23 protein-coding genes and 1 pseudogene are annotated in these 23,355 nt (G+C 49.3%); 14 read left to right on the forward strand and 10 right to left on the reverse strand.

Annotation, left to right across the window (positions count from 1 at the left end):
• Positions 1 to 58 precede the first annotated feature (58 nt).
• From P5704_025535 to P5704_025550, 4 genes are all read right to left on the reverse strand, one after another.
• A complete protein-coding gene (locus P5704_025535) occupies positions 59 to 706 on the reverse strand; it encodes a hypothetical protein (protein WOF82154.1) in 648 nt (215 codons plus the stop codon).
• 80 nt (positions 707 to 786) lie between these two features.
• A complete protein-coding gene (locus tag P5704_025540; protein WOF82155.1) occupies positions 787 to 1,431 on the reverse strand; it encodes a hypothetical protein in 645 nt (214 codons plus the stop codon).
• Between the two features lie 17 nt (positions 1,432 to 1,448).
• A complete protein-coding gene (locus tag P5704_025545; protein WOF82156.1) occupies positions 1,449 to 3,854 on the reverse strand; it encodes a patatin-like phospholipase family protein in 2,406 nt (801 codons plus the stop codon).
• 52 nt (positions 3,855 to 3,906) lie between these two features.
• Entirely contained in the window at positions 3,907 to 4,740 is an 834-nt protein-coding gene (locus P5704_025550; GenBank protein ID WOF82157.1) for an NYN domain-containing protein, read from the reverse strand.
• 148 nt (positions 4,741 to 4,888) lie between these two features.
• On the opposite strand from P5704_025550, the gene P5704_025555 reads away from it, so the two are divergent.
• Together P5704_025555 and P5704_025560 are read left to right on the forward strand one after the other, a co-directional pair.
• On the forward strand, positions 4,889 to 5,269 hold the full coding sequence (locus P5704_025555; protein WOF82158.1) for a histone-like nucleoid-structuring protein, MvaT/MvaU family: 381 nt from the start codon (positions 4,889 to 4,891) through the stop codon (positions 5,267 to 5,269).
• Positions 5,270 to 5,389: 120 nt separating this feature from the next.
• Positions 5,390 to 6,088 carry a 2OG-Fe(II) oxygenase gene (locus P5704_025560; GenBank protein WOF82159.1) on the forward strand — a complete coding sequence of 233 codons (699 nt, stop codon included), beginning with the start codon at positions 5,390 to 5,392 and terminating at the stop codon, positions 6,086 to 6,088.
• A 4-nt stretch (positions 6,089 to 6,092) separates the two neighbouring features.
• On the opposite strand, the gene P5704_025565 is transcribed toward P5704_025560, so the two are convergent.
• On the reverse strand, positions 6,093 to 6,638 hold the full coding sequence (locus P5704_025565; protein ID WOF82160.1) for an RNase H family protein: 546 nt from the start codon (positions 6,636 to 6,638) through the stop codon (positions 6,093 to 6,095).
• A gap of 69 nt (positions 6,639 to 6,707) precedes the next feature.
• Between P5704_025565 and P5704_025570 the strand changes: the two genes are divergently transcribed.
• The 3 genes from P5704_025570 to P5704_025580 all read left to right on the forward strand — a co-directional run bounded on the left by P5704_025570 (position 6,708) and on the right by P5704_025580 (position 8,713).
• Entirely contained in the window at positions 6,708 to 7,505 is a 798-nt protein-coding gene (locus P5704_025570; GenBank protein WOF82161.1) for a hypothetical protein, read from the forward strand.
• A gap of 76 nt (positions 7,506 to 7,581) precedes the next feature.
• On the forward strand, positions 7,582 to 7,911 hold the full coding sequence (locus tag P5704_025575; GenBank protein ID WOF82162.1) for a hypothetical protein: 330 nt from the start codon (positions 7,582 to 7,584) through the stop codon (positions 7,909 to 7,911).
• Positions 7,871 to 8,713, forward strand: coding sequence for a hypothetical protein (locus P5704_025580; protein ID WOF82163.1), 843 nt, complete (start codon positions 7,871 to 7,873; stop codon positions 8,711 to 8,713). The genes P5704_025575 and P5704_025580 overlap by 41 nt, the downstream gene beginning before the upstream one ends.
• Here P5704_025580 and P5704_025585 read toward each other — a convergent pair.
• Positions 8,710 to 9,681 carry a hypothetical protein gene (locus P5704_025585; protein ID WOF82164.1) on the reverse strand — a complete coding sequence of 324 codons (972 nt, stop codon included), beginning with the start codon at positions 9,679 to 9,681 and terminating at the stop codon, positions 8,710 to 8,712. The genes P5704_025580 and P5704_025585 overlap by 4 nt on opposite strands.
• Positions 9,682 to 9,804: 123 nt before the next feature.
• Between P5704_025585 and mfd the strand changes: the two genes are divergently transcribed.
• On the forward strand, positions 9,805 to 13,188 hold the full coding sequence (mfd, locus tag P5704_025590) for a transcription-repair coupling factor (GenBank protein WOF82165.1): 3,384 nt from the start codon (positions 9,805 to 9,807) through the stop codon (positions 13,186 to 13,188).
• Between the two features lie 101 nt (positions 13,189 to 13,289).
• Here the strand turns inward: mfd and tnpA are convergent.
• Positions 13,290 to 13,625, reverse strand: a pseudogene (gene tnpA, locus P5704_025595) (IS200/IS605 family transposase).
• A 642-nt stretch (positions 13,626 to 14,267) separates the two neighbouring features.
• On the opposite strand from tnpA, the gene P5704_025600 reads away from it, so the two are divergent.
• Positions 14,268 to 15,074, forward strand: a complete 807-nt coding sequence (locus P5704_025600) for a transposase (GenBank protein ID WOF82166.1) — start codon at positions 14,268 to 14,270, stop codon at positions 15,072 to 15,074.
• 26 nt (positions 15,075 to 15,100) lie between these two features.
• Here the strand turns inward: P5704_025600 and P5704_025605 are convergent, their stop codons facing one another.
• Positions 15,101 to 15,598 carry a hypothetical protein gene (locus P5704_025605; protein WOF82167.1) on the reverse strand — a complete coding sequence of 166 codons (498 nt, stop codon included), beginning with the start codon at positions 15,596 to 15,598 and terminating at the stop codon, positions 15,101 to 15,103.
• Positions 15,599 to 15,663: 65 nt separating this feature from the next.
• On the opposite strand from P5704_025605, the gene P5704_025610 reads away from it, so the two are divergent.
• Genes P5704_025610 through P5704_025625 form a run of 4 tightly spaced genes read left to right on the forward strand, consistent with a single transcriptional unit; the run spans position 15,664 to position 17,930 of the window.
• A complete protein-coding gene (locus P5704_025610) occupies positions 15,664 to 16,203 on the forward strand; it encodes a hypothetical protein (GenBank protein ID WOF82168.1) in 540 nt (179 codons plus the stop codon).
• A 46-nt stretch (positions 16,204 to 16,249) separates the two neighbouring features.
• A complete protein-coding gene (locus P5704_025615; GenBank protein ID WOF82169.1) occupies positions 16,250 to 17,140 on the forward strand; it encodes a prepilin peptidase in 891 nt (296 codons plus the stop codon).
• Positions 17,137 to 17,517 (forward strand): hypothetical protein, encoded by a 381-nt coding sequence (locus P5704_025620; protein WOF82170.1) that lies wholly within the window; start codon positions 17,137 to 17,139, stop codon positions 17,515 to 17,517. The genes P5704_025615 and P5704_025620 overlap by 4 nt, the downstream gene beginning before the upstream one ends.
• Before the next feature lie 35 nt (positions 17,518 to 17,552).
• Positions 17,553 to 17,930 carry a hypothetical protein gene (locus tag P5704_025625; protein ID WOF82171.1) on the forward strand — a complete coding sequence of 126 codons (378 nt, stop codon included), beginning with the start codon at positions 17,553 to 17,555 and terminating at the stop codon, positions 17,928 to 17,930.
• A 56-nt stretch (positions 17,931 to 17,986) separates the two neighbouring features.
• On the opposite strand, the gene P5704_025630 is transcribed toward P5704_025625, so the two are convergent.
• Both P5704_025630 and P5704_025635 read right to left on the reverse strand, forming a co-directional pair.
• Positions 17,987 to 18,652: a dUTPase gene (locus tag P5704_025630; protein ID WOF82172.1), complete on the reverse strand. Its 666-nt coding sequence runs from the start codon at positions 18,650 to 18,652 to the stop codon at positions 17,987 to 17,989.
• An 11-nt stretch (positions 18,653 to 18,663) separates the two neighbouring features.
• On the reverse strand, positions 18,664 to 19,053 hold the full coding sequence (locus tag P5704_025635) for a hypothetical protein (protein ID WOF82173.1): 390 nt from the start codon (positions 19,051 to 19,053) through the stop codon (positions 18,664 to 18,666).
• A gap of 123 nt (positions 19,054 to 19,176) precedes the next feature.
• On the opposite strand from P5704_025635, the gene P5704_025640 reads away from it, so the two are divergent.
• From P5704_025640 to P5704_025650, 3 genes are all read left to right on the forward strand, one after another.
• Entirely contained in the window at positions 19,177 to 21,804 is a 2,628-nt protein-coding gene (locus P5704_025640) for a hypothetical protein (GenBank protein ID WOF82174.1), read from the forward strand.
• A gap of 81 nt (positions 21,805 to 21,885) precedes the next feature.
• A complete protein-coding gene (locus P5704_025645; GenBank protein ID WOF82175.1) occupies positions 21,886 to 22,407 on the forward strand; it encodes a hypothetical protein in 522 nt (173 codons plus the stop codon).
• A gap of 219 nt (positions 22,408 to 22,626) precedes the next feature.
• Positions 22,627 to 23,211 (forward strand): fibrinogen-like YCDxxxxGGGW domain-containing protein, encoded by a 585-nt coding sequence (locus tag P5704_025650; GenBank protein WOF82176.1) that lies wholly within the window; start codon positions 22,627 to 22,629, stop codon positions 23,209 to 23,211.
• The last annotated feature ends 144 nt before the right edge of the window (positions 23,212 to 23,355 follow it).

Below are 23,355 nucleotides of genomic sequence, written 5' to 3' on the forward strand. Positions count from 1 at the left end.
TGCATAGTGAATGAACAAAAAATCCCGCCTTATGCGGGACTTTTCTTTTTTTGGCGAATTAAAGCTGATCAACCACGGCTGGGTCAGCTGACACCAGTACAAGGACGCAATCCTCTTGCACCGTGTCGCAGGCCTGCTTCTCAACTGCGGGCGCTGGATCAGCCACGAGATCTTCTGCGACGAGCGCGCCTTGAGTTACCTCGACTGATGCTGCCACGGGCGACACGCTGGTCTCCTGGCTGTCATGAGTCAGGTCATCATCCTGATCACCTGAATTGGCGTGCCTGATGCCAAGAACATCGAAGAGATCCACCGTCTCTTTGTCTTTGAGCTCAAACGGCATTTTTCGAACGTGCTCTGAAAGCTGAAGCAGTGCATCTGCAAGCACTTCATTGCTAACAGAGCTCTCGCGAAGGCCAACAACTGCTGTGAGGCGCGTATTGAGGATTCTTGCGCGAAGTGTGGTGGTCATCGAAGCGTCACGCGTGGTTCTGGCGCTGTCGCGTGAGCAATCGATAAGCTCCAGACGCGGCGTGTCTCCGAGAATGACCTTAATCTTCGCATCAGGAACCTGTGACTCAAAGTCTTCAGCCCATTTTGCCATTTCTGCGGTAACCACCTCCACAGGAGCCTTTACCGACTGGAGGACGTTGAAAATATTGTTTACGTTCGCCCATAGGGCTTTTTGCTGCTTGTTGAGATTCATGAATTTCTCCTGTTAGACCAATATGATAACATGGTATTGACAGGATATTTAGACGCTTTATCGAAAATTTACGATTGCGTTCAGCTTTCAATCATCGATTGAGCGTCAATCGCCCACTCCACGTCGACGCAGCAGGCTGCATCAATACACGCATCTTCAAGCATGATCCGCCCCCCGTTTTCAATCAAATGATTGAACCATTGTTCTCCTGTGTACGTTAGGGCAATGGTTGAGTACCCTTCACTCAGCATGAATGTCGAGGTTGCCACTCTCTCAAGGTCACTTCCAATCAAGAATTGATCCTCAGGAAGCGCTCTGACGAGGTTATGATGACGCTCAATGGCTGCTGTCATGCACCCAGGCTTCCACCTCAGGAAAATAGCTTTGGCGTGCGGCTTACCCTTTCCATTGACCATTTCGCTCGCCATAAACTGCCAGGCGAAGGATCCTTGCTGCACCTGTACAAGCCATTTGTTGACGCTCTCATCTCCCTGCTTTCGCATGGTTTGAAGCATGATGCCCGCTGAGCGATCAGCTACTGGCAGGTTGTCCACGAAGATGACAGCAACAAGCCCATGGGGTGTATCGCATAGCCCCGACAACCCAGGCACAGACTTCGACGTCAAGACCGATGTGCCTGTAATCAGAGAATAGCTGCTGTCGGTACTAAAGTAGGGTGACAGCATTCCCGCGTAGCTAATGAGTGAAATTTGATCAATGAGCATGGTGGAAGCTTGACCCCCTAAACAGCTTTGAGTGATCTGTCATCATGCGTTTTGTCTTCCCTGTCGTCAATACCACTCATTGGCTTTTGATGATGAGCTGACGTGCTGGGTAATGATCCGGACAGCAAATCTCCAAAACTCACCTCTTTATCAAACGCATCATTCAATGCTTGAGCCAGGAGCCTCGCGTCATTCATGGCGAGCGCGGGTATTTGCAACTGGCTTTGCTCACCCATTTTCTCACAGAGCTCGTTTTCGATATTGATCAGACTTGAAAGCCGGTCTTTTGAGAAGCGCAGATGCCGATCAGAATGATCACTCAGTATGCTCAGGGCGGCCCGTTTTCCAGCGCTTATCAGCACATCCTTTTGATCTGCCGAAAGATGGAACTGCTCGGTTTTCACCATTCCTGTGTTGACTACACCGGTATTTTCCAAGATCTGCTCAGATGGGAGGGCTGCATTGTATTTATCCATAATGCTCTCAACCATCCAGCCAGCTGCCTTGCCAAGTGGCGCGGTCAAAAGTGACTTGATCTGGCTGGCCGCATCACCAATTCTCAGCGACCCAAGGTTTAATCCAAGGCTGTATAGGAAAATGCCGAATTCAACACTCGCCGTTTTGGCTTTGTTGATGAATCCCTCTGGGTATCGCTCAAGCTCGATGGCCATCTGCTTCTTGGCAACCTTGGCCATATCATCAATAGCCAGGCTTTCCATATCTGAGTCTATTGTTGAGAGAACAAACCCTATTGTCTTCTCCTCGGCCAATTTCGGATCGTCACCGAATTTATCGAGAAATATTGAAAATGGGTTGTTCGCTATCATCCCGCCGTCAAAATGCTTCTTCCCTTTGTAGCGCATGGTGTCGAACACAAATGGCAGGTTCATGCTGGCGCGAACAGCTGTCTTGACCGGCATATCTACGTAGTCGCCACCGCCAGCCCGCGCAAATACAGGTTTGAAATTTGCATGCTCATCCTTTATTTGGTGGGCAGAATCATTCACATCCACTTTCCCGAATAAGGACTTCAATGACCTTACGGCGCTATCATAGGCACGTGGAAACCAGCCTAGCGTCATAATATGGCTTTCAGTGATGGCTACCCCAAATTCCTTGAACGATTGATAATTGCTCTCCTGGGCAAGCCCTTGTAGCTCTGTAAAGCTTATGGCCCTCATCTTTTCCTTTGATGTGAGGGTCTTTGCCATTTCGGATGCCGGGTTTTTTTCAATATAGCGCGAGACAGCAATCTCAATGATGTCGGCAAGGTATGACTCGATCATGTCATTCTCAGGATGATACGACTCACGGCAGCACCGCACAGAGGTTGCGCAGGCCTGAAGATACTCGCTTCGCCCTGGCAGGCCTGAGAACTTGATTACATCAACCTCATTTACCCTTCCTGATGAAATCAGATGTCGCTCGTATGCATCCTTCGATTCCCTATATAGCGCGTCAAGATTGGCCCCCTGATCCCTCAGAAGCGAATCAAGCTCAGTGTCCTTAAGCATGATCAAATCGATCCTGGCTATGCCTGTTTCTTTCACCAGCCTTGGCAACATGAATTTTTCAGCAAACTCTGACAGATTGAAGCCTTCGAGGTATGGGTGATCTTCTGGCTTGAGTGTGCCTCTCCAGCGATCAATAATTAGCCCAGGCGCGGCCATCAACTTGAATATTTGCGAACTTTGAGCGAAAAATTGAGCAAATTGACCGTTTCGAACGATTGAGTTTATCTCTTGCGACTCAAATCCCATGGAGACAAGCAGTCCAAGCAGCGCCCCTGCTGATGTACCTGCCACATATTTAACATTCGACGTGATGCCGGCCTTCGTCAAAATCTCTTCAACCCCTGCATAGCTCATCCCTTTTGCCCCACCACCCTGAAACGTCAGAATTTCAGGGCAGAACCCACGCCGCTGACGTCTAAACATATTTTCAGCACGGTCAATGGCGCTTGGGATTAGTGATTCGAATTGCTTGATTGCCCGCCCAATTTTCTCCACAAGTTTAATGGGTCTATCGGCTGGGTTTAGGGGGTACGCCTTAACCATGTCTTCGAAGCTTCTAATGTGCTCAATGACACGGGTGTAGCGCAATCTACTATCAGGGTCGTTGCAAATCGCCTTGGCAATCGCATACGTCGCCTCTCCTCCGACTCTGCGAATAAGCTCAGGGGAGGGCCTTGGCTGCTCAACAGCCATGAGCATCTGCGTTGTAAAGATCTTGTGAACAACAGGTATCAGATTTTCAGCCCTGATATAGTCACTAGGGTTGTCGCGCTGTGCTATTGCAGCATTGATTACATCCGGCAAAACCCCTTTGATGACTGCTGCCATTTCATGGATGGCGAGATCCTTTAGAAACTGCGCGCTGGCTTTCTCGCGCGCCTCTCGCACCTTTGATAACAATGCTCTCATGGGAATGTCTCGAATTTGTCAATATATTTATTATAGGAATGGCCGCATCTGGTTAAGCAACCATAAAAGGTTTGTACCATCCCGAGCGGGTTGCAATTCTGAGCGGCTGAATATCCACTGCCCGAATTTCGATTTGCTCACCCTCATCTGCGTCTGACTCATGGGGCGTGAACTCAACCACGGCTCCACGCAGGATTGACTGATCTGTGACTCTTACAGAGTCATTGTGGAAAATGGCGTAACCACAGTTTTCTGGTGCCATTGGCATCAGTGGCTGGGTATTGATCAGATCATCTCTCAGGTATCGGATTACCCCAAGCTCGCTCCCTTGAACACTGATCTCTTCAATGATTCCTCGCAGACGAGCCCTGCCTGAATCAGTGGGAAGCAGGCCAGGAATGAGCCAGCCTGGGAATACGGCATCGGCTGCCTCGCGCAGCATGGCGCTACAATTATCGAAAGCTATCACTTCTACCCTCGACCCCAGGCGTCGCGCCGCCTGAATCAGCGTTGCAAAATCGCCATCGCCTGTAAGCAACACTATACGATCAAGGCGAGCGGCACTCTCCATGATGTCTACTGCAATATCAACGTCAACATTAGCCTTGCAGATCTTCTTCTCGCCGTCATCGAACATTTGGCTTTGTTTCATTTTGAGGTGATAGCCCAGCTGACGTATCGCACTCTGATACCCCAAAAAGCGACTTGCCCAACCAGGGTCTCGCTCCGCCTTACCTGCATCAAAGGATGAGTACACGTTTAAGTGCACACCTTGAGCCTCTCCTCTTAAGGCAAAATTGCGCAAAACCGAGTAGTCCATGGTGTATCCACCACTCATGTTAATATTCGACTGGTCTACATAGACCCCAACGCGCTCGCGCAACATAAACCTTGTCCCCCTGACCTTCTTCTGTAGCAACCTATCAATAGTTGCATTAGATCAGAAAAAAACTTCATTAAGTAGTTGACGACCACATACATGATGATTATATTCAGCCACGAAAGAAACAAAACTACCCAACGGAGTGAACCTCATGAGCAAAATCGAACTGCTGAACGATCTCGAAAAACAACGCGCCGCTCTGGAAAAGCGCATTTCTGATCTAAGTGAGCAAGTTAAGACGCTTGCCGACTACAGCGAAGAAATCAAGTCGGTCGCTAAAGAGCGTGGACTTCGCCTGCGTGATATTGCTCTCGCAATTGCGCCCGAACTGAATCCCGAGACCCGTGGTCGCAAGACTAGCACTGGAGGTGGCACTACCAGCACTCGCCAGCCGCGCCGCGTAAAGGTGTATCGCCACCCTGACACTGGCGAAGTTATTGAAACCAAAGGCGGCAACCACAAGCTCCTGAAGGAGTGGAAGTCCGAATACGGTGCCGAAACCGTTGAAGGTTGGGTCGAGAAAAACGACTAACAGAGTAGCTTGCCATCTAAGGCATGCCAGCTGAAAAAGCCCCGCTTTGCGGGGCTTTTCCATATGTGCTTCTTGGAAATTTTGGGTTTTCGTATATGCTCGAATGGAAGGAGATTAACCATGAAAGAAATACGGCCAATTGACCTTAATGCGATTTACGAATCCGGCTTTGATGCCATACTGCTTAGCCGTGAACACTACCAGCTTCTGCTTGAGCTGGTGCAATCCCAGAATTGGATCGATGATCCAGATGGCATATTCATAAAGGTGCCTTCGTGGTCATCCACGTTCAAGAAAAGTCAGGCTATCGAAAAAATCGACCAGGAATCGGAATATAACGACTGGGCCATGCACAATGCCCCGGACAACCTGCTTCAGTCCTGTCGAGGTCTGTTAGAGTCAAAGTCCATCATGGGCATCTGGATGGAGGCATACAGGGCACAAATGTCATTTATCAGCCTTTGGAATGGGGCCGAAGATCTCGACTGGCACTGGGATGGGCCTGCTCAAGCAGATTTTTTCTTTTTGATCTATCTAAATAGAAAAACGGGCTGGCCAGAAGATGGTGGCGGCGAGCTTATTGTCGGCGTCCGTGACGTTTCGAGTGGATACTTAAAGACGAACTTAAGTGTCGTTCGAGAAGCTCAGCGCATCAGGCCTGCATCACGAACACTGGTTTGTGTTAACAACCAAAATCCTCGCTTCGTGCACAAGGTATTGCCCTTGAAGAATGCAGATGAGCGAACAGTGCTGATGATTGGGTTCAATCTGATACCCACCATGTCTGGAGAAAAATCTCGACAGCTTCCAGAGATGTGATCCTTCATTGCAGGTATCGCATCATATGAAGTTCGCCTGGGTCAGGTGAGTTACCGCCTTTAAGGGTGCTCGCGGCGAGTCTATCGGCTAGATGATTACCCCAGGCGAGAAGATCATCGTAGGAAGGATTGGGCGGTAGTGATGAAAGTGGCGTATGGCTTTTAACCCACTTAACCGCTATTGACGTACCCCGTGATTCACGAAAAAGCCTTGTCGACATCAGCTTTAGGAGCCATGGCCAGTAGGGTCGTTTTTGCTGGGGCCTTAATTGGTTGATTTTTTTTGCGCTCAAAAATGCGTGAACATTACGGTTATCGACCACCAAGGTCACATTTTCTTCGTCAGCCCAACAGAGCGCTTGTTGAGCCGCCATACATTCCGCGATAAGTGAATCTGCCTGAGATATTTTGCCAGATGCGGACTGAATAAACAGGTTGTCATCTGCTGACTGAACCCTGACTACTGCCCATGCACCCCCACATGAAGGGGCGGCAGAGCCATCAGCAAAGTACATGACCGAATTGAGCATTAATGGGTTTGACAAAATCATCCCCTTACCATGAAAACAATTTTAGCTTATCATAAGAAATGAAAACCAAAAAATTCTGAGAGCGTTACCATGTGGGACATCCTATTCTTTTCGTCTTCCGAGCTTTCGCTTGCCCTACGAAAAGGGCATCAGGATTACGTATACGCATTCCCATGGCAAAAACCCTATGAGTGCCCTAGATGGGATTTTGAGTCAAAACCTGAAGCCATAAATTTGGCTGACGACACTCTTTTCATAGCTCTTCTTGTCCGGGCAAAGGCTGATGCATTCTCCCGAGCTGCACAGCTGGCTCGTGCGCAGATGAATGGCAAGATACCGCGCACGCTTGATGAGCTTCAGACAGGTGCGCTCAAATTCGCCTACCGCCGCCTACAGCAGAAAAAAATTCCAGCGGATGATTTTCTTGATGTGCTGCGGTGTTGCGCACTGCTTCAGCCTGTACCAGAGTCTTTCTGGGACGCAATGGCAAGCCATATGAGAGAAGACAGGTTGGCGAAGCTAAAGAAGTCTATGGGCGTTCTCACGCGCTTTCATGCTCAGGATTCATTATGGATTGAGCCACTCTTCACGTATCTTTCACGAGTCCTATGGGCTCAGGATCAATTCCAGGTCATTTCTTTCGCCGCGAGTCAATTGGCGATCTGCTACCCCGATTCGGTAGCCAGGCAGAGCCTTGTGGAACTGGCGCAGCGCGCACAGGGGCTCATGAAGGCTCGTGAGATTGAGCAGACGATGGCGGGAATGAAACCTTGGCAACGCACAGGCCCGACCATCAAAAAATCAATTCGCATTGGCCCAAAAAGCATTGTGGCAAAGGCCAAAGACCCTAAAGACGCGGCCTCCGGGGGCGGGGAGCAGGAGAAATAATTCGATAGATACCTATTGCAATGTCTCCCGAATCTGTCAATATTGGTTATACAGATTTACTAAAGGGAGCTTCAACATGACACGCACTACCGACAAAAACGCTTCTGGCGCAGGACTTGTTCTCTCTCGCTATCGTGGCGAACGCATCATGATCAAGGCGAACCAAAAAGCAACAGATCAGGAGATCCTCGACGCCATCCGTAACGAAGGAATCGTTGTCACTCTGGTGGATATGTTTGATTACCGTCATCCAAATCACAAGACTACTCGTCGGGTCGCGAAAGTGGGCATTCGGGCATCAAATCACTTGTCAATCGCGCGTGAAGAAATTATAAATCGGGAAAGAGCCGTCAAGGATAGTACCGATGGAAATATTCAAGCTGAAGGAGACGCTCAAAGCGCTTGATGAGCAGACCCGCCAGCTCTGTCTGGTTCTAGATGATTCAGAAGCAATCTGCGCCAATTCGCCCGGCCCATTTCTAAATGGTGACCGGGCGATTTCGCTTATATCAGAGCGACTCACAAACATTTGGTGTAGTGACGACCAGAGAGATGGAAGAGAAACGCCTATTGGCATTGGCGCCGTAGCATGCGACGCACAAGCCATATCCATCGCTCAAGAGATTAACCTTATAAAGGATGATTTAGCCTCCCAATTTAAAGCACTCAGAGCGCTCTTTTGTGGAAAAGGGCAATCCAGGGCAGGCCATGATAAAGCATTTCGTCGATTTCTTGCTGATGCCGGGCTTGGAAGACTCTCTTTGAGGCTCGTTAACAGGCATATTCCAATTCTTGATCAGACACCAAAAAAAATTGACTTTTCGCTTAGTACAAAAGGAAAAAGTATTAGCCGAATGACTGCGGAACAGGCCATAGATTTGTTACTAAGTAGCGGTATGGAAGGTGCTCATATTGACATACAAATCAAAAAACTGATTCAGCTGCCAGCAACCTATCCTTTGGCACAGATCCAGCATTTGAAAAATTACTACAAATCGAACATTAGAAGTCGTGACGGAATCCGAACAACACGCCCGGTCTTTTTACCCATTTTTTACCCAAAAGGGAAAAGAGTCATTCTTCCAGAAGAGCTTTGCGGTGTGCAGCGATCCATAAGGGCCAGAAAAGATATTAACCTGGAGGCTGAGCCTTTCATCCCAAGCCTCCGGCTATATCTTTACAAGAACGTTATGAATCAGCCTGACTAATCCACCTTGGGTTCCGTCAAAAACGCCGAGTAGTCAAGCGGCGGCGGAACCCTCTCAACTTCAACCTCAACTAGCTTCTCTACTTCTACCAGCCTCTCGACCTCAACCCTTTTCTCAACCTCAACAAGTCGCTCAACCTCCACAACCTTCTCCTTGATGATTGGATCAATCATTGGATGGGTTCCGGTAAAACCCCATGCTGGTCGCAGTGAACAGGAGTACCCACTCTCATTCAGCTGCTCCTTGAGTGCATCAAGAAGCATAAGAGGCGCCTGAATCCTCTCCCTGGCCCTGATTGAATAGACAACGTTCAGTGGCTCGCGTGTATCCTTGCTTAAAATCTCGAAATCAGCGTTAACAATGTCTTCGAGCACATCGCTGCGACCCATACTTCGCACCATTAGAAGGGCATAGATTCCACCGCTTGTTTCCTTGAAGATGCCTTTCCCTGCAAGAATTCCAGATATTGAAACAATCAGCTTATCCGCCTGAAGCCTGACGAATTCTGTAAATGCCTTCTCAAGCTGTGGCGATCTAAGGATGTTGATTGCCGTTGGTGCCCATACAAGTGTCGGGTCGTTACAAAACTCGAACCTTAAGTCGTCATGAATTTCTCGGCATCCACACTTGATGCCTAGTTCAGCAGCAAGATCTGTTAAAGAGATTTTCAGATCGAGTTTTTCCACCAGGTCTTTATGAGCTTGAACGCTGTAATTAAGCCTGCCTAGCGTAAGGGAGATATTGAAGTAGATCGGGTAGTTATTTGGAACATCGTATTTAAGGCTTAACACGCCATATCTGCTGAGCAGCATGGCATCTTCGCGACATGGCAAGATTATTTGTTCAGGATCTCGTCCATATACAAGTGCGTTGTGTATATAGGTGTAATTGTTCTTGCCAAGCGAGCCAAGCACCGACTCAAATATGTCGTGCCTAAGCTGTTCAAAAGATAAATCGATATCAGACATGAATGTGTCCCCCTTATTCCAATTTAAAACTTAAAGTTAATAAAATCCACTACATTCGGCTTGCATTTTATGAAAGGTTGGTTATGATGGCGAGAGAAACGGGTTAACTACGCGAGATGGAATATGTATTGGAACGCGCTCTCTGGCTCAGCAATGTCGTTTGCCATTGCAAACCACCTGAAGGAACGTGAGGGATTCGTCCTTACCCGGCAGGAAAACGAGGCAGAAACTGTAGCAAGAGAAATGGCCTATTTCCGGCCTGACATGTCCAGCCGAATCGTCTATGTGCCCGATAGCGAAACGCTGCCATTTGATCTTGAGCGCCCATCAGCAAGCATCATGAGCCAGCGAGCTTTTGAGCTTTCACGCCTTGCGGGCGGTTCTATCCAGAAACCCATTATTGTGAGCTGCGTGCGCAACGCCATGCGTCTATTCGCCGGCTCAGATTTCTGGAAATCGCACCTGACATTCGAGCTCGGCGCCAAGATCAACGATGACATCGCGAGCGTATTTGAGTCATGGGGCTACTCGCCAGCTTTTCGCACAAAGTCTCCCGGCCAATATTCGATTCGCGGAAAAGTGATTGATGTCTACCCAATAGGCGGGATTCGTGAGCAGTCTCGCTTTTCTCATAGCGCACTTCGCATACGCCTAAACGATCAGCGCGAGATTAACCAGATCAAAAAGCTCGATGCGTTGACGCAAGAATCCTCTGGAAGCTTTAGTCGCTGTGTGGTTTACCCAAACCGCGATTACCCTATCGACAAGAGCATCATTGAGGGTTTCCGTCGCGGAAGCTACGAGCATCATGATGATCCACGCTCAACATCTGTTTATAAGGAGGTCAGCCAGGGTAGCGATCATCCCGAGCTCGCCTGGTGGGTTTCTGATAGCGCCGTGGGCTCAATTAGCCTGCTGGATATGGTTGAAAAACCCTCATTCGTTATCCTGCCTGGAGCGCGTGAAGCCTGCGAGGAATTCAATCAGCTCGTCAGCACCCGCCATCAAGAGGTTCTTGCTGATGTGACACGCATTGTCCCAGCCATTGAAAAGGCTTTTTTGCCTTGCTCAACGTTACTGCAACGGATCTCAAAAGCAGCCACTGTTGAAATTTCAGACAAGCCAGAGCCGGGCGCTGTTAATTTCGGCTACACCGAAAGCGGTATGCGACGCATGGCATCGTTGCAGGAATCGCTGAAAGCCCTGCAAGCGCTCATCAAGTCTCACGGTGACACGCTTTTTGTAATCAAAAGCCAGGTCAGGGAAAAGCACATGCGCGTGATGGCCAACATGCTTGGCTACCGGGCGACCCTTGTCGAAGGTTTTGATGATTTCCTTGAGCAATCGAGAACGCCTTCTGACGTCAATCGGATCTATATCAGCATGGGTGATTTGGCGCATGGGCATGCCAGCGAAAAAAACAATTATCGCCTTATCACTGAGAGAGAGATTTTCGGAAGCGTCATTGAAACCAGCCTTGAAAACGAGCTGAATGAACATCAGCGACGCATCATCCTTCAGGGGCTGCATGAAATTGAGCCTGGGGAGCCGCTAGTCCACGCCTTGAATGGGGTTGGGCGTTTCGCGGGCTTTGAGCGTATTAACATGCAAGGCCTTCACGGCACTGAAGAAGATGTTGTTCGCGTCGCCTATGCTGACAACGCGATGGCTTTTGTGCGAATCAGGGATCTTGATCTGGTTTCTCGCTATTCAGGCGGTTCTCCAGAAAAAGCCCCCTTATCAAAACTGAATGATCAGTCCTGGATGATGGGTATCCGTGAGGCTCAGCACAGCGCCTTTTCTGTCGCGGCTGACCTGGTTAAAATCAGAACCATCCGTGAAAATGCTGTCGGCATTTCTCTCAAGCCTGCGGATTCTCATTACGACCGATTCTGCGAGGTTTTCGTTTACGAAGAGACTCCAGATCAGCTGCGCGCTATTCAAGACATCATTGCAGACCTGACGTCAGGCAAGCCTATGGATAGGCTTGTATGCGGTGATGTAGGTTTCGGCAAGACTGAAGTTGCCATGCGTGCCGCGTTCCTGGCTGCACACCAGGGTTATCAGGTGGTTGTCCTGGCGCCCACTACCATCCTCGCAGAACAGCACTTCAACAGCTTTGTTTCTCGATTTGAAGAAACCAGCATTAAGATCAAGCTGGCCAATCGAAATAGCCTTTCTCGTGGCGATCTTGATGAAATCAAGAGCGGAGATGCCTCTATTATTATTGGCACCCATCGATTGCTTCAGGGCGATATTGAGTTTAAAAGCCTTGGCCTGATTATTGTGGATGAGGAGCACCGCTTCGGCGTCAAGCAGAAGGAAATGCTGCGCAGCCTGCGCGGCAATCGGCACATGTTGACGCTGACGGCGACCCCTATCCCAAGAACGCTTGGTATGGCCATCTCGGGTATCCGCGATCTTTCAATCATTGCGACCCCGCCAGCTAGACGCCTTTCGGTAAGAACACTGGTCAGGGAATTTACGGATTCATCGCTAAAAATCGCGATGACACGGGAGCTCTCTCGAAACGGCCAGATTTTCTATCTGCATAATGTTATCGACACGATGGATCAGTGTGTAAAACGACTCCAGTCGCTGATGCCTGATGCGCGTATTGGCATTCTGCACGGACGAATGAGTGAAGCCGAGATGACGAAAACAATGTTCGCCTTCAGGCGACATGAGTTCGACATCCTGGTGAGCACAACGGTCATTGAGATAGGCATCGATGTTCCGAATGCCAATACCCTGATTGTTGAAGATGCGGACAACCTTGGCCTTGCCCAATTGCATCAGTTGCGTGGCCGAGTTGGTCGTTCCTCTCGGCAGGCTTATGCCTACCTGCTGCACAAGCCAAAATCAAGCCAGACAGGCATGCTTCGCCTCAAGGCGATGGAGAAGGCATCCAATCTTGGCGAGGGCGTGATGATCGCGCGCCATGACATGGAAATCCGTGGAATCGGTGAAATCCTTGGCGAGGAACAGAGTGGCCATGTTCACAACATCGGCTTCACTCTCTACATGAGACTGCTTGAGCAGGCCGTCAGAGCAATGGAGGATGGGAGCGCCTCCGCCGAGCGGGCGATCATGCTTAACAACGTCGAAATGCCAATTGAGGGCCGGATCCCTCATCAGTTCATAGCGGAAACCGGTGAGCGTCTTGCCTGGTATCAACGGCTGATGAGCAGTGAAAGTCGCGATGAGCTGGACATGCATCTCTCTGAGCTTGAGGATCTCTATGGCTATTTGCCGGATGAGATTCATACACTCAAGGAATCTGTCTATAAGCACATTGCGCTTCGCAAGTGGGGAATTAGGCGCATCGAGCAAGATGGTGATGACGTGATCATTACCCTCCATGAGGATGCGCCCACTCAGACCAACATTATGCTTGGTATCATGTTTCCGGGCCTTGCGCTCGCAGATAGAAAGCATCAATTGCTTCTTGAAAACGACAAGGTTGATCGGGTCATCGATACGCTGGTAGCCAGGGCGACTAAATAGCAATGATCGACTAGCCTGCGTCCATTCGCATCAAACATCCAATTGAGCAACTAAGCGGCGCATCCTACGTTTCATGCGAAGCATGATGCGCTAGTCAGCCGCTATCCGAGCTTGCGAGGATCATCCTGGTTTTCGATGTACTTCAGCAGTGTTTCGATATTGGCTCTACCGCCAACACTGATGAGTGCATACGCATGGTTCCAGAAGTATGGCTTCCAGTAAAAATGCGCCAGTTCAGCCGCAAACTCTTTGCGCATATGCCGAGCAGAGACTGATTTAAGGTTCTTAACCAGATCTGAGAGCTTTGATGTAGGTGTGGTTTCGAATAGCAGGTGCACGTGATCAGCTTCACCACCAAATTCAACCAGCTCGGCATCCCATTTGCGCAGAACGGATACGAAGATTTCCCTCATTCGCTCAAGCATTTCAGTGGATAGGCATTTGTGTCGTTACTTCATCGACAGCACGAGATGGTAATGCAGCCTGAAAGCGGCATGGTTGCTCGTTTTTAGCCTTGAATAGTCCATGATATTCATGTACTATTCGACTATGACGAAAGCCATTATACGCACTGACAAATGGCCGCTTCAAGCCACCCCTCATCATCACGAGCTTTGCCAGCTCACAGTGAGTGAGTATCGCCGTTATTGTCGTGCGTTAAGCATCGTGATCATGGCGAATTGGGCGTCTTTGCAGAGGGCTCCAAGTTTTACGGCTGCGGTCGAGCGTTTGATGCACACGACTAACAAAAACCGGCAACCCAAACACCGCTACTTTGATCGTCAGTTTTACAAGTTTCCCTCGTACCTGCGCCGGGCAGCGATTGAATTCGTCAAAGGGCAGGTTTCGTCGTATATCAGTCGTTACGACGATTGGCTCGACGGCAAGCGAAAACATTCGCACGCCAAGCCTCCAGTATTTAACCCGTTTCTGGCTGTTATCCGGCGCTGTATCGGGGCCAACTGTACAAACTCGATGCCCAGTTCAAAACGGCCTCGATCAAGCTCTGGGATGGTAAAGAGTGGCTGTGGCACCAGATCCCGATCAAGGCCACACGCCAGCGACATACCCTGGGTGATTTGAAGTCGCCTTCGCTGATCGTGGGTAAATCAATCCATCTCTCGGTGCCGGTGTCGTTGATACCGGTACGTCTGACCAACCGTCAACGGGTATTGGCGGTGGATATCGGCATCAACACCCTGGCAACGGCCAGCGTGGTGACTTCATCCGGCACTGTGACTGCGCGTGGATTTTTCCATCCCGCAGCCGACATAGACCGGCGTAACCAACGGGCGAATACCATTCGCCAAAAAGCGCGTAAAACCGCTGTACTGAGTAAAGGGTTCTGCAAAGGTGATTACCGCAAGGCCCGGCATATTAACGAGCAGATCGCGCAGCTGACTTCCCGTCAGCTGGTCGACTTTGCCCGTAAACACCAGGCTGACACGATAGTGCTGGAGAATCTGAAAGGCTGGCGCCCGCAAGGCGGGAGCAAGCGTTCAGCGCTGAAGCAAAAGTTCCATCAATGGCTGCACCGCAGGCTCGCCAATCTGATCGAGATGAAGTTTGTCGAGATGGGCGGGAAAGTGGTGTATGTGTATGCCCGAGGCACCTCTTCCTGGGCGCATGATGGTTCCGGAAAACTCAAGCGCGACCCTAAACAGTATGAGCTGGCGACCTTCAGCACATGCAAAACATACAACTGTGACTTGAATGCCAGCTACAACATTGCGGCCCGTTATTGGGCCATGGTGTTAAAACTGACTCACCGAAAGGATGAGCAGGCTGCGAAAGGCCAAAGTTCCTGCGCAGCACCGAGAATACCGGTGACGCTCTCGACCCTTTGGGGAACGCAGAGCCGATGCACCGTATCATGCGCAGCATGATGCGTGGGAGTATTCACATGCCTGAGTTAAAAGCTCAGGCCCCTCGATCTCGATGCAATCGTCGGCTTCCAGAATGGGTGCTGACTGTCTCTGGCGGCAAACTGAGCAAGCAGATAGGCTGCATACGGCTGCTCAAGGCAGAATCGCTCAAGCCTTGCCTTCATCTTGATTACAGCCTCCCAATACTCCGATGTCTTGTAAACATTGGCGCTTGGCAGGGTAAAGCCCTCTGGGATATCAAGCGTCGCAATGTCTGTTCTGATCTTGAAGCTTCTGACTATCAGTCCCTGATAGGAAAACACGCCTTCGAGCTCAAGCTTGATGTCTTCAATCGGCATGTGATATCCAATCGCGTCTATCCTGAGATCGCCCGTGGAGGCCTTAACACCTGGCGGAAAGCCTAGTGGTTTGTGAGCTCTGAGCATCCAATCCGCCAATGCCAGGTAGAAATTTCGCGTATGAAGCTGAGCCCTGACCTGTCCTAGCCTATTAAGTTCCTCGACGGTATAGATAAATGGCACCATTTGTCATTTTCCTCATTGACAGTGGGGATTAATCCGGCTATAAATGCTCACCACACGGAGGACACATGAAAAGCTATCAATACACTGACCCAAAGTACCGGTTCTCTTCAACAGTCGAAATTGGCAAGTATTTGGTTACGGTAGAAATTGATGACCTTCCAAAAGCCAGCTTTTGTTACTTCAATTTGAAAGACTTTATTCATAGTAACCCAGAAGCAATCTCTGTGCTGCTCGAATTTCACAAACACGAGCCTTGGCACGTCTGCCTTTCAGATGAGCAGACAATTGCCATGATTCGGGATGTCATGAAAATCCGTGGTTACCATTCCCTCTCCGATATTGTTGAAAATCACCTAGAGCGATTCAAGAGTGCTCGCAACCTTCGCGACTACTGGCGCACAACCCTGATTCCAGAGCTTATGCATCATGTTCGAGACCATGGCATTGCCGAAGATGAAAGTCTTCAAGTCATGCTTGCCTGGTGCAATCCAGCGGTTGCCAGTCAGCGCCTACATCCAAGGGCCATCCAATTCATTGAAAGTCATTGGCCAAAAATCGTTGATATGCATAAAGCAAATTTAACTGGATTTGAAAAGCTAGCCTGAATGTGTCAATATCCATTTATCACTTGATGGTTTATGGATATTGATTATGTTCTTATTCGAATGGCCGCTTTATGAGTCACTAAATCCCGCCTTTTTGGCGGTTTTCGCGTTTATTGGAGCCTTGTTCGGCAGTTTCTTTAACGTTCTCTCCCAGCGGTGGGGCAACACCCAGCTAAGGGCAAACGATGAACAAAGTGCTCTATGGCTTAAGTTGCGAGGTGTCGATGCGTCAATCAAAGACCAGCCCTGCAAACCACTGATGGGGGGTCGTTCTAGCTGCCCACACTGCAAGGCCCCCATCCCTCTATATCGCAATATTCCACTGGTGAGCTGGCTGCTCCAGAGGGGTAAGACAAACTGCTGCAAACAAAGCATTTCAATACGGTATCTTGCCTTTGAGGTTGTTGGGGCTGCGCTGTTCACTGCGGTTGCCTGGCTAATTTCTCCGTCTATGTATGCACTAACCATAAGCATCATGCTCATGATTTTGGTGCTAATTTCTGTGGTGGATCTGCATGACGGCTTCATCCCCGATTCTCTTCTTATGATTTCAGCGGGGATTGGTCTTGCACTTACGACCCATGAAAATCACTGGATAACGCCAGCGGTCAGCATTGAGTATCTTGTCCTGACCAGTCTTTGCGTGATTCTTTTCTTCACATTGCTTTCTAAGCTTGTGGGCAGGGGCGTTATCGGTGGAGCTGATCAATATTTACTCGGTATTTCGGCATCAATCCAGGGCCCTGTATTCTTTATGACATTGCCTGTTTTGCTTGTTGGACTGATCATTAGCGCGATGCTAATCAGGTCTGGCTGGGTCAAGCGAGGTTTTTTTACGCGTCTTATTGACGCCGAAAAGAGCGTACCCGCTGGGCCTGCCATCTCCATTTCCATCATTGTGGGGGTTTTCATTCATCTGAGCGGGATCGCAGTATGAGGCAGGATCTTGCAGAGATCGGGCGCACAATGCCGTTCGCATCCCCCACGGCGCAGGCCGTTGAAGATGGCTACATTGCAATGGTAAGTATAAATGTGGCTGCTTTTAAGGCTCATCAGAAAGAAATTCTTTGCAAATGCCTAACTGGTTGGGTGGGTGCTGGCGAACAATTATTTTTTAGTCCCGTGTGTGACAACAGGGAAGATGCAATAGTGTTTGATACCGAAAGCGAAGCCCTTGAACATGCAAAAATTCGCGCAAGCTCCCTTCCGAGGCAATTCTCATACGGTGCCTATGCAGAATATGGCATCGCAGTACCCATCGAGCAATCGCCGCAAATTTTCTTTACACCAAGAAAAAAGTTGAATCGTCAATAGAAGTTATTAATAATATAGAAAATGAGGGTTATACCATGAAGAAAATAATTGCGGCATTTATGCTCATGATGGCATTCGTCATGCCTGCCTACGCAGATGGCATGTCTTGCTTTGAAACACCTGCCAACGACGCAATATTCAATGATCGAACCGGCTACAACAAGCAGCAGCAGCGAGAGGTTGCGTACGGTCAGCTTGAGAACCCTGTGATGGAGCTCATGATGTGCGCCGTCTCTAATCTTCAGGGCGGTATTAGTCTGGATATTTTGAAAAGCAACTGCAAGTGCAAGGAGCGAGTTAAGGAAATTTGCCACTTCTCGATCAAGAAGGGAAAAATTCGCTACAAGCCCCAGCAGGGCGCCGAGCTCGCCTGGTGCATGGTCTTCCCTCTCAACATGTGGACAAAAAAATAATCCACCCAAAAGTAAAAAGCACATGCCTGGCATGTGCTTTTTTTGTTTCTGCGGGCTTACTGACCCGTTAGCTGCTTATAGCGATCCGAAAGCCTTACATACAGATCGTCCATCGTTTCTTCCGGCGTCCACTCCGCCATCAATTCTGTAAGATGGATATTGTCTTCTTTCCCGGCCCACACCTTGATATATGTACCCTTCTTATCCCCATTATGCTGACGGAAAAGGTTGAGCACATTTTTGCCGGCGTACTGGTGATACAGATCCATGAAGGTCATTTCGGAATCAGCCAGCACGGAGCGGTAGAGCGACCAGCAAATGCGTCGTGAAACCGCCAGCCCAATCATGAGCTCTACTTTATCAAGCAGACTCATTTCAGAAAGCACATAGGGCTTTCCATCAAACTGGACTTGCATCTCATCCTTTACCCACTCGTCACGCAGAACCTGGGCGGCATTGCCCTGATAGTGGCGTGCAACCTCGGAGAGATAGAAATGGATGATATCAACCAGTTCAAGCTGCATCTGGCCAAGATCTTTGCTCTGCAACTTCCACCACTTGTAGCCATGGTGATCGATCATCTCACCGCCTTCGACAACCGCAGCGCGCAGGTAAGGATAGCGCTCAGTGCGCCAATCTGGCGCAAACACATCGTTTAACGCTTCCTGATACTTCAGCATAGTTAGCAGTTTCGATGTGATGTGTTCACTTGCAAATTCCATTAAGGATTCTCTCATTGTGGTTGGTAAAGGTTGCGAATTTCTTCAATCTTGCGCTCAACGTTCTCATTGAGTGGAAGTTCTGGGCTAACCACCTTCAATGCCCTGATTACGTCAGCATTGGTAAGAATGTAGGCGTGAAAGGGAGCGTATCCTTTCTCCAGGTAGAGCCTGAATATTTCAGGCACTCCCTCCAGTCTTGGCAGCAGACTGACTAAAACCTCAGGGTTTTTGGCGTCAGCGAAACTAAGCTCGCGCTTTTCATTGGTCAGCGGGTCGACAACGAATACCGGCCTAACGCTCTGTGCTTCGACAGTTTCCTGTGCCGACCGAGCGCCCGTGTCTTGGGCCATTGCGACGCCAGAGGCCAGCATCAGTGCTAGCGCAAGTGTGGTGATCTTCATGCCTATCTCCAATAGATCTGATGAAGAAAGGATAAGCCACTGGCTCAACGCTGTCAATTTCCTCTATTCATTTTACATAGTCTGACTTTCGCAGTATGATTGAGCCCTTCACAGGAGTTGGTTATGCTCAAATTGTTAGACGCGCACTTGCGCACTAGAAAAGTTAATAAGTACAGGAACGAAGCATCTCGGGTAAAGCAAATCTGGGATGAATTGAGCGGCCTACCACAGGGGACTTTGGCCAACAGTTTCGGAAATTTGTATGGTCGTACCGACCGAGAGTCCATGTTGATCGGCTTTGCCATCATTTCTGAAATGGCATCAAGAACGCTGGGTCTCCGTCCATACCTGGTACAGATCATGGGCGCGCTAATCATGAGCGATGGCCGCATAGCAGAAATGGCTACAGGTGAGGGCAAAACCCTAACCGCAGCGCTTCCTCTTGCCTGGCACGGCCTTCAAAATCGTGCACACGCAATGACGGTGAATGATTACCTGGCCAAGCGAGACGCACAGCTTCTTGAGCCACTTTTTGAGGCGCTGGGGTTAACGGTCAGCTACCTCCAAAATGATCTTAGCCACGAATCCCGGCAGTACGCATATCGCTCAAATATCGTTTACGGGACGCCCTCTCAATTCGTATTTGACTACCTTCGCGACAACATTGCCTATTCAACCCAAAATCTCTTGCAGCAGGGCACCGACTTCGCACTTGTTGATGAAGCAGACTCGATCTTCATTGATGAGGCAAGAACGCCGATGGTGCTATCTGGCGAAGGGGAGCTAGATCAGGGCATCTGGAGCGCCGTGTACAGGATGGTCACCACACTGAGCCATGAGCATATTTCTCAGGATAAGCGCACCCAGCTTGAAAAGGTGCTGGTAGACGCGAGCGATGTGACCGCTGACATCGCAGTGAACATGGCTGAGCATCAAGCATTTCTCACAGAATCGGGAACCGAGAAGATTGAGCAATTCTTTGTTGCTGAGGGCTATATCACTCACCCCAAGGAGCTGTGGCAAACAGGAAAATCTCACCTATGGCGCATCGTCACAGCCTGTGTAAAAGCGTGTCACCTTTTCAGTCTGGATCGGGACTACATCATTCGTGACGACAAAGCCATCATCATTGACCAGGAAACAGGACGACTGTCTCACGGGCGTCGGTGGAGTGATGGCATCCATCAGGCTGTAGAGGCGAAGGAAGGCATTACGATCCGACCTGAATCCAAGGATCTAGGCAAGATTGCGCTGTCAAATTTCCTGGCTTTGTATAAGAAGGTCAGTGGGATGACTGGAACAGCAATTACAGAAGCCGAAGAGATTCAAGATCTGTATGGCTTGCAGGTAGTTCCCGTGCCGACTCACAAGCCCCGCATTCGTGAAGACCTGCCGGATGTTGTATTTCTGTCTCAAAAAGCCAAGCTCAAGCAAATTACATCCGACGTTAAGGCAATTCACGCAACGGGTCAGCCGATTCTGATCGGAACCGCAAGCGTCGATGACTCTGAGAAGTTGTCTGTAATCTTCAAGGAGGCTGGGATCGTTCATCGCGTGCTCAATGCCCGGCAAGATGCCGCCGAGGCCTTGATCGTTGCTCAGGCGGGCCGCTTGGGGGCTGTGACTATTGCCACAAGCATGGCGGGTCGAGGTACTGATATTCTGCTTGGAGGCAACAACGAAATCATCGCGGGTTACGATGAAGAAACCTTAAGTGAGTTCGGCATCAGTGCTCCACTGGAGAATGAAAGAGAGAAAGTGCTGGAGGCTGGGGGTTTGTTTGTCATCGGCTGTGAGCGTCTGGACTCACCAAGGCTTGACCTGCAATTGGCCGGTCGCTCCGGTCGTCAGGGAGATCCGGGTAAAAGCCGATTCTATATCGCGCTTGATGATCCACTGATGAAGAACTTTGGCGGTGAAGCCCTTGGCAATTTCTTCCGCAAAATGGGAGTGGAAGAGGACGATGGGCTGGAGCACCCCATGATCACCAGGGCAATTGCCCAGGCTCAGTCGCGCAAGCAGTCGCTGTATGTTGCCTCTAGAAAGCAGGGGCTTAAGCAAGACACCGTTATTGACAAGCCGAGAAAGGTGTTCTTCTCAATCAGAAAGTCGATTCTTCATGCAGAGATTGAAGAGGCGGTAGCGATGCTTAATGGCCAAGTTGAATATGCAATGGGTCAGATGATCGCCAGCTACCTTAATGGTGGTATTGGCTTTGAAGAAGAGTGGGATACAGCATCCTTTGCGAGCAAATTTGCACAATGGGGTCTTTCTAAGTCTTGGTACGAAAACCTGTATTCTGAATTTTCAGCCAGTGGGTTCAATGCCAACAACTACAAAGAAAAACTGAGCGAATGGATCCGCTTTGACCTCATGGCGCGCCTTGGGCAGCTGGGTGAGTCACGAAATGAGCTCGTTCAGCAATGCATGCTGATGGCAATAGATCGTCAATGGCAGCTATTCCTGGACGAATCGGAGCAGATAAGAAACGGGATACACCTTCGAGCATATGCCCAGGAAAAACCCGAGCAGTCGTTTCAAAAAGAGGTGTTCAAGCTATTCAATGGCCTATATGAAGACCTACCTGTTGTTGTGCTCGACTATGTGTATGGCTTGATCATGGATCAAGAGCGTGCTCTTGATGCTGCCGAGCATAAAGCTGAGGCTGAGGCTGAGTCTGAGTCTGAGTCTGAGTCTGAGTCTGAGTCTGAGTCTGAGTCTGAGTCTGAGTCTGGAAATTCTGCGCCCTAAGGGTGCAAGCACAAGGAATATTCAGGGCAAGGACGCCCTGGAATGCCTTTCACTTAACCCGTAAATTTGTTGCGCAGCGGTGTGGATTGCAACCCAATTAAAAAGATTCTCATCTTACCTCAGAACCCGTTGGTTCCGTATTATTCGTTGAGATCTTCAATTAAGGAGGGCCATTACGTCTTCTCAGAAGAGCACCTGAGCGGCGAACACTACCTAACCTACGTTCAGTCCCAGTGGTATAAATCACCAAGTGATGCGAAGGATGAGCTGTTCAACTGCGTAAAAACCGTTGGCGCCAACTGCCTGGTGAACCTAACCCTGCATAAGAGAACCTTCAGTGAGGGCAACTACAATTACACTATGCACTCCTGGAGTGGCCTTACAGGGATTTACTTCGACAATTATGAGTTCGACACCGAAGCAGAAATGAATGAGGCCAATGAGCAGTTGCGACCGCATGCTGCCATGGTGAAGGAGAGGCTAGTCCTGGTCGAGAAGGATCTGGCGAAACAACGAGCTCGACAGGAGTCTGGCAACTTCCTAGGAGCTATTATCATTACCACAGTCGTGCTTCTTGTTTTGTATTTCATGTTTTCAGGCTGATAATCGTGGCGGCTTATGACTAGTCTTCCTTGCTGATGATGGGTAGTTTTAAATATTCCCATCGTCACCCGAACCCCAAAGTTATAATCACGACTAAAACAACCTGAAGGTAAACATGCATTCTCTTTAGGACTCCGTATTTTCGAGGCTCTGTTCTTGTAATCCTTGTTTAAGCTAATAATAAAGGCTATTATTTGCAGAAAACCAGGTGCCTTCATTATGAAAAGAATAACCCTCCTCCTATTTACTGGATTATTTTTAGTCATTCCAGCAATTGCCAGTGAAGGTAACATTTTGCGCGCAAGTGCTCCTATTGCTTCTGCGCCTAAGGCACCGACCCCAGTGTTCTTTAGCTCATGCAATGAGATCAAGCAATCCAAGCCCGATTCTGCAAGCGGGGTGTACACCATCAAGCCAAGCGGTGTTGACCTGCCAGTCTACTGCGATATGACTTCAGCGGGTGGCGGCTGGACGATGGTTCTGGCTCAGTTCGAAAGCAATCCCTCCAGGAATTGGAATGCTGGAATCCAATCTGATTACGACCCATCACTCAGTGCTGGCAAAAGCTTCACGCTTAGCGCGTCAGAAATCCCGAGCCATACCCATACTGCTTTTGGTAAAGACCTCTCAGCAACGGCGGTCGATTTTGTTGAGTTCAAATACAGCACGGGTGAAATACCACGGACTTTATTGGCAGGATCAAAAGCGAAATACGAGATTCACCGAAACCCCGTTACTTTTTTCAATTATCACGACCCTGAGCTGTCGATGTATACGACCAGTAAAGGCACTGGCATAGAGTGAGAGGAAACGCTGACCCTTGATGAAACTGGAGGGACTAAGTTTAGTTGGGCATTTTCACCAATGAATTCAATTCAATCACGTAGAGGATATGCGCTTAAGGGCTCATTTTACCAAGACACTCATGAATCATTTGCCTGGACAGTA

It is taken from the genome of Pseudomonas sp. FeN3W, assembly GCA_030263805.2.
GTDB lineage: Bacteria > Pseudomonadota > Gammaproteobacteria > Pseudomonadales > Pseudomonadaceae > Stutzerimonas > Stutzerimonas stutzeri_G.

Bases quoted from the DNA above. Each gene is read 5' to 3' on its own strand.
- P5704_025535 (WOF82154.1), bottom strand. From the start codon at position 706: ATGAATCTCAACAAGCAGCAAAAAGCCCTATGGGCGAACGTAAACAAT.
- P5704_025540 (WOF82155.1), bottom strand. From the start codon at position 1,431: ATGCTCATTGATCAAATTTCACTCATTAGCTACGCGGGAATGCTGTCA.
- P5704_025545 (WOF82156.1), bottom strand. From the start codon at position 3,854: ATGAGAGCATTGTTATCAAAGGTGCGAGAGGCGCGCGAGAAAGCCAGC.
- P5704_025550 (WOF82157.1), bottom strand. From the start codon at position 4,740: ATGTTGCGCGAGCGCGTTGGGGTCTATGTAGACCAGTCGAATATTAAC.
- P5704_025555 (WOF82158.1), top strand. From the start codon at position 4,889: ATGAGCAAAATCGAACTGCTGAACGATCTCGAAAAACAACGCGCCGCT.
- P5704_025560 (WOF82159.1), top strand. From the start codon at position 5,390: ATGAAAGAAATACGGCCAATTGACCTTAATGCGATTTACGAATCCGGC.
- P5704_025565 (WOF82160.1), bottom strand. From the start codon at position 6,638: ATGATTTTGTCAAACCCATTAATGCTCAATTCGGTCATGTACTTTGCT.
- P5704_025570 (WOF82161.1), top strand. From the start codon at position 6,708: ATGTGGGACATCCTATTCTTTTCGTCTTCCGAGCTTTCGCTTGCCCTA.
- P5704_025575 (WOF82162.1), top strand. From the start codon at position 7,582: ATGACACGCACTACCGACAAAAACGCTTCTGGCGCAGGACTTGTTCTC.
- P5704_025580 (WOF82163.1), top strand. From the start codon at position 7,871: ATGGAAATATTCAAGCTGAAGGAGACGCTCAAAGCGCTTGATGAGCAG.
- P5704_025585 (WOF82164.1), bottom strand. From the start codon at position 9,681: ATGTCTGATATCGATTTATCTTTTGAACAGCTTAGGCACGACATATTT.
- mfd (WOF82165.1), top strand. From the start codon at position 9,805: ATGTATTGGAACGCGCTCTCTGGCTCAGCAATGTCGTTTGCCATTGCA.
- P5704_025605 (WOF82167.1), bottom strand. From the start codon at position 15,598: ATGGTGCCATTTATCTATACCGTCGAGGAACTTAATAGGCTAGGACAG.
- P5704_025610 (WOF82168.1), top strand. From the start codon at position 15,664: ATGAAAAGCTATCAATACACTGACCCAAAGTACCGGTTCTCTTCAACA.
- P5704_025615 (WOF82169.1), top strand. From the start codon at position 16,250: ATGTTCTTATTCGAATGGCCGCTTTATGAGTCACTAAATCCCGCCTTT.
- P5704_025620 (WOF82170.1), top strand. From the start codon at position 17,137: ATGAGGCAGGATCTTGCAGAGATCGGGCGCACAATGCCGTTCGCATCC.
- P5704_025625 (WOF82171.1), top strand. From the start codon at position 17,553: ATGAAGAAAATAATTGCGGCATTTATGCTCATGATGGCATTCGTCATG.
- P5704_025630 (WOF82172.1), bottom strand. From the start codon at position 18,652: ATGGAATTTGCAAGTGAACACATCACATCGAAACTGCTAACTATGCTG.
- P5704_025635 (WOF82173.1), bottom strand. From the start codon at position 19,053: ATGAAGATCACCACACTTGCGCTAGCACTGATGCTGGCCTCTGGCGTC.
- P5704_025640 (WOF82174.1), top strand. From the start codon at position 19,177: ATGCTCAAATTGTTAGACGCGCACTTGCGCACTAGAAAAGTTAATAAG.
- P5704_025650 (WOF82176.1), top strand. From the start codon at position 22,627: ATGAAAAGAATAACCCTCCTCCTATTTACTGGATTATTTTTAGTCATT.